The 5,306-nt window shown below is 71.5% G+C and carries 6 protein-coding genes; all 6 read right to left on the bottom strand.

The annotated features are described in order from the left end of the window. Window positions 1-568: hypothetical protein (locus tag RMO85_RS13000; protein ID WP_310529149.1), on the bottom strand; the 568-nt coding region annotated here is incomplete at its 3' end. Next, window positions 565-1,680: a DegT/DnrJ/EryC1/StrS family aminotransferase gene (locus RMO85_RS12995; protein ID WP_310529148.1), complete on the bottom strand. Its 1,116-nt coding sequence runs from the start codon at window positions 1,678-1,680 to the stop codon at window positions 565-567. The genes RMO85_RS12995 and RMO85_RS13000, both read right to left, overlap by 4 nt. Then, the gene (locus tag RMO85_RS12990; RefSeq protein WP_310529147.1) at window positions 1,677-2,327 is read right to left on the bottom strand and encodes a NeuD/PglB/VioB family sugar acetyltransferase; all 651 of its coding nucleotides are present in this window, start codon (window positions 2,325-2,327) and stop codon (window positions 1,677-1,679) included. The genes RMO85_RS12995 and RMO85_RS12990 overlap by 4 nt, the downstream gene beginning before the upstream one ends. Continuing rightward, entirely contained in the window at window positions 2,324-3,475 is a 1,152-nt protein-coding gene (locus RMO85_RS12985; RefSeq protein WP_310529146.1) for a DegT/DnrJ/EryC1/StrS family aminotransferase, read from the bottom strand. The genes RMO85_RS12990 and RMO85_RS12985 overlap by 4 nt, the downstream gene beginning before the upstream one ends. Continuing rightward, window positions 3,472-4,464 carry an SDR family NAD(P)-dependent oxidoreductase gene (locus RMO85_RS12980; protein WP_310529145.1) on the bottom strand — a complete coding sequence of 331 codons (993 nt, stop codon included), beginning with the start codon at window positions 4,462-4,464 and terminating at the stop codon, window positions 3,472-3,474. The genes RMO85_RS12985 and RMO85_RS12980 overlap by 4 nt, the downstream gene beginning before the upstream one ends. Then, the coding region (locus RMO85_RS12975; RefSeq protein WP_310529144.1) for a Gfo/Idh/MocA family oxidoreductase at window positions 4,461-5,306 on the bottom strand (846 nt) is incomplete at its 5' end. The genes RMO85_RS12975 and RMO85_RS12980, both read right to left, overlap by 4 nt.

The raw sequence follows: 5,306 nt of genomic DNA, 5'->3' as shown, positions 1-5,306 counted from the left end.
CGGGCACGATCGGCACGAGGTGCTCCAGCAGCCTCCGGAAGCCGTAGGCCTCTTGCGTACCGAGGCTCACCACCACCGACTTGATGGCGTGCGGTACGCCGAGCGCGGACTCGTACAGGTCCCACGGTGAGGCGAGGTACTCCCAGTGTCCCTTGGTCAGTCCCGTCGACTGGCTGAAGGTCCGCACCCCCGGCACCATCGACAGCATCCGGCCCGAGATCGACGGGGCGTCGAGTCGGGTGGCCGACTCGATGTAGACCGTCTCGATCCCCCGGGCCCGCGCCTGCGGCAGCACGGCCAACGCGAGCGCCGCGCCGGTGCTGACGGCCAGCGTCACGTCGAACTGGTCGAAGAGGTGTCGGCACCCGGCGGCGTTGCGAAGGATCGCGCGGCCGTCCCGGGTCGGGCACGGCGCCGCCCAGTGCACACGCTCGCCCTCGAGCAGCGACTCCGTCTGCGGCGTCCGTGGCGTCACCCACACGACGTCGTTGCCGACGCCGAGCCGGGGCCGCAGCGTGTGCAGCTGCATGATGTGGCCGCCGTCGTTGGCGACGAGCAGAGTGGTCATCGGGCACTCCCGGTGACGGCGGCGGTGAGGACGTCGGCCACGCGGGCCTGCTGGTCCTCGGTGATGTGGGGGAACATCGGCAGCGACAAGATGCGCCCCGCGGCCTCCTCGGCGATCGGGGCGGTGCCGGGGCCGAGGCCGAGACCGCGGTAGGCCCCCGTGAGGTGCACGGGGGTGGGGTAGTGGATGCCCGCTCCGATGCCGGCGTCCCCTAGCACGTCGAGCACGCGGTCGCGCTCGTCGACGCGGATGACGTAGAGGTGCCAGACGTGGCCCTCCGGATCGATCGCGCCGGGGCACTCGATCCCGGCGATGCCGCCCAGCAGTTCGCCGTAGCGCTGTGCGGCGCGGCTGCGGAGGTCGTTCCACTTGTCGAGGCGCCCGAGCTTGGCCCGGAGGTAGACGGCCTGCACCGTGTCGAGGCGCGAGTTCATGCCGATCACGTCGTGCACGTAGCGGGTCGCCGAGCCGTGGTTGGCGAGCAGCCGGACCCGGGCCGCGATCTCGGGGTCGGCGGTCGTGACGGCTCCCGCGTCGCCGGCCGCGCCGAGGTTCTTGCCCGGGTAGAAGCTGGTGGCGGCGACCTGCCCGAGTCCGCCGACGACCCGGCCTCGCCAGTGCGCGCCCTGGGACTGCGCGGCGTCCTCGACCAGTGGGATGCCGGCGTCGCCGCAGATCTCGGCGAGCTCGTCGAGCGGCGCGAGCTGTCCGAAGAGGTGTACGGCGACGACAGCGGACGTCGCCTCGGTGATCGCCTCGACCACGGCCACCGGGTCGATGAGGAGGTGCTCCTCGTCCACGTCGACCGGCACGGGGGTGGCGCCGATGCGGGAGACCGCCTCCGCGGAGGCGATGAACGTATTCGCCGGGACGATGACCTCCGACCCGGGCCTCACCCCGACCGAGCGGAGGGCGAGCTCGAGGGCGTCGGTGCCGTTGGCGACGCCGATGCAGTGCTCGACACCGACGAAGGCGGCGTACTCCTGCTCGAAAGCCGTGACCTCGGGGCCGCCGACGAAGGCGGTGTCCGCGAAGACAGCGTTGAGCCCGGACCTCACCTCGTCGGCGATCTCGGCGTGCTGGGCGGACAGATCCACGAACGGGACTCTCATCGTGCCACTTCCAATCTGGGGTTCACCGTGTGTGCGGGGCTGCCGACCCATGTCTCGCCCCCGGGGAGGTCGTGCAGCAGCACCGCCCCCATCCCCAAGGTGGACCGGCGGCCGATCCGAACGCGCTCGCGCACGCAGGCGTTCATCCCGACGTAGGCCTCGGGCCCGACCTCGACGTCGCCACCAAGGGCCACCCCGGCGCAGATCGTCGCGTAGTCGTGGACCACGTTGCCGTGGGTCAGGGTGTCGTGGGGCATCAGCACGACGTGGTCCCCCACTGTCACGTCCGCGGTCAGCACCACACCCTCCATCACCACGCTCCCGACCCCGACCGAGCAGTTCGCGGGTACCAGGACCCGCGGATGTACCAGGCTGGCGAACCGCTCGCGCGCGACGCCGGCGTGCCGAATCCGCTGGACGACAGTTCGCCGGAGGGTGCCGCGGCCCATGCACACCACGACCTGGTGGTCGGCGTATTCGCCGAGCAGGTCGAGCCCGCCGGCCACCTCCACCCCGTCGAGGCTGCTCCCCCAGGTCGCGGGGTTGTCGTCGAGCACACGCATGCTGATCGATTCATCCGACGCACGGACGATGTTCATCGCCTCGCGGGTCAGGCCGCCCGCTCCCACCAGCACGAGCGCGGTCATGAGCGGACCCCCGACGTGACCAGTGCGTCGATCACGCGGCCCTGCTCGGCCCCCGACAGCTGGTGGAACACCGGCAGGATCAGGGTCGAGGCGGTGAGCCGTTCGGTGATCGGCAGTGGTCCCCCGGCCCGATGCGAGTGGGCGGCATGCTGATGGGCGGCCATGATGCCGCGGCGCGCAGAGATGCCCGCCTCGGCCAGGTGCGCCAGCACCCCGTCCCGATCGACCGGATGGTCCGGGCCCACCTCGATCCAGCAGGACTGGAAGTTGGTCGTCCCCCACTCGGGGTCGGCGACGATGCGCAGGCCCGGCAGGTCGTCGATCACCGTGGCGTAGGTCTTCGCGAGCTGGCGCCGACGGGCCACCAGCTCGGGCAGCCGGCGCAGCTGCACCAGCCCGATCGCGGCCTGCAAGTCGGTCATGCGGTAGTTGAACCCGACCTCGTCATAGCTCTCGGGCGGGGCGAGCACGCTGGCATGACGCTCGGCCGCCGAGGCGCTCATCGCATGCTCGCGGAGGCGACGGGCGCGCTCGGCCCACTCGGGGCGCGAGGTCGTCAGCATCCCGCCCTCACCGGTGGTCAACAGCTTGCGCGGGTGGAACGACCAGGCCGCGATCTCCGCGCCGGCTCCGACCGGGCTGCCGTAGGCCGTCGAACCCGCGCCGCACGCGGCGTCCTCGATCACCACGATGCCGAGCGGGTCGCACAGAGAGCGCAGGGCGGCCAGGTCGAGCGGAACCCCGCCTTGGTCCGCGGCGATCACTGCGCGCGTGCGCGTGGTGATCGCCGCGGCGATCGTGTCGGGAGTCAGGTTGCCCGTGGCGGCATCGACGTCGGCGAAGACCGGCTGGGCGCCGACATACGTGGGTGCGTTGGCGGTCGCGACGAAGGAGAAGGAAGGGACGACGACGTCATCACCGGGTCCGATGCCGGCCACGACCAGCGCAAGGTGCAGGGCCGTGGTGCAGTTGCTCACCGCGACGGCGTACGCCGCCTGCTGGACCGCCGCAAAGCTCGACTCGAACTCGGCGACCCGCGGCCCCTGGGCCACCCAGCCCGACCGGATCACCTCGGCGACCGCGGCGACCTCTTCTTCGCCGAGCCACGGCTGCATGACGTTGATGCGGCTCATCACGACCTCGCTCATCGGGCCATCACCCGGCCGCCGGCCACCTCGGAACGCAGCGGCCGCCACCACTCGACCAGTTCGCGCAGACCGCCCTCGAGCCCGACCTCCGCGACGAAGCCGAGATCGCGCTGCGCCGCCGTCGTGTCGGCGAGGCGCCTAGTCACGCCGTTGACGGCCCTGTCCGGCCCGTGCTCGACGGGCAGGTCCGATTCCATCGCCCGCAGCAGCGTCCGGGCGAGGTCGAGCAGGCTGGTCTCCTCGCCGCGGGCCACGTTGTAGATCCCCTCGCGGACGCCGCTGGTCGCGGCCAGGACGTTGGCGCGGGCGATGTCGGTGGTGTAGACGAAGTCCATCGTCTGGAGTCCGTCACCGAAGATCAGCGGCGGCAGGCCGTCCGCGATCCGCTCCATCCAGCGGACCAGGACCTCGGTGTAGAGGCCGTGGACATCCATCCTCGGGCCGTAGACGTTGAAGTAGCGCAGCAGCACGTGGTCCAGGCCGTGCATCGCCCGGAAGCTGCGGATCAGGCCCTCGTTGAACGTCTTCGCGGCGCCATACAACGTGTCGTTGTCGTGGTGGTGGTGACTCTCCGGCGTGGGGAACTCCTCGGCGAGGCCGTAGACGGAGGCGGACGACGCGGCGACGAGCTTGTCGACGCCCGCCTGGGCGGCGGCCTCGACCACGTTGAAGGTCCCGTCGACCAGCACCTCGAGGGCCAGCCGCGGTTCTTCGGCGCACTGGGTGATGCGGATGGCCGCCTGGTGGAAGACGAGGTCGCAGCCCCGCGTCACGTCGTGCACCAGGTCGCGATCTCGGATGTCGCCCTCGACCAGCGTCACCCGGTTGGTCGCGAGGGCAGCCTCGAGGTTGGCCAGCCGGCCGCGGACCAGGTTGTCCACGACGAGCACGTGATCGGCACCGGCGTCGACGAGCTGGTCGACGAGGGTGGAGCCGATGGTGCCGGCACCACCGGTCACGAGCACCCGGGCGCCCGCGAGGACGGTCATCGGACCGTCTCCAGTGTGGCCTCGAGCCGACGCTGGCCGGGCACGGTCGGCGAGTCTGGCCGCACCATCAAACCGTCGTTGGCCAGGCTCTCCGAGGCCGCGGCCAGCACGGACAGCACGCGCAGGCCGGCGGCGCCGTCGGTGCTGGGGGCGCGGTTCGTGCGGATGCTGGCGGCCAGCTCTGTGACGACGCCCATCAGCGGTTCGCGTTCCGGCAGCGCCGGCGACCAGGTGTCGCCGAGCCGGTAGGAGATCCCGGCATCGCGGCGCTCGGCGCCGTCGTTTGCCAGCACCGAGGTCTGGCCGAGGTCGACGCCGCGGTCATAGACGCTGAGACGCTGCTGCGGGTTCAAGTCGTCCCACACGAGCGTACGGCGAGAGCCGCCGATCACCATCTGGCGGATCTTGGTCGGGCTCATCCAGTTGACGTGGACGTGGGCGAGCGCCCCGCCCGCCAACGGCATCGCGATGTGGCCCACGCAGGCGCGCCCCGCACCGAGGGGGTCGGCGCCGATGGCCGAGACCCCTGCGGGCGCGAGTCCACCGGGCAGCACGAAGTCGAGGATCGAGAGGTCGTGGGGGGCGAGGTCCCACAGCACGTCGACGTCGGGCTGCACCAGCCCGAGGTTGATCCGCACCGAGTCGACGTAGAGCACCTCGCCCAGCTCACCGGCGGCGACCAGCTCGGCCATCTTCAGCACGGCCGGCGTGAAGCAGTAGGTGTGGTCGGCCATCAGGACCAGGCCGCGCTCCATGGCCAGCGCGACCATCGCCGATCCGGCCTCGACACTGTCCGCCAACGGCTTCTCGACCAGGACGTGCTTGCCGGCATGCAGCGCAGC

This window comes from Nocardioides sp. (assembly GCF_031422975.1).
Lineage (GTDB): Bacteria > Actinomycetota > Actinomycetes > Propionibacteriales > Nocardioidaceae > Nocardioides.
Note: the sequence above shows the minus strand (reverse complement) of the source record. Positions and strands in the feature narration are given on the sequence as shown.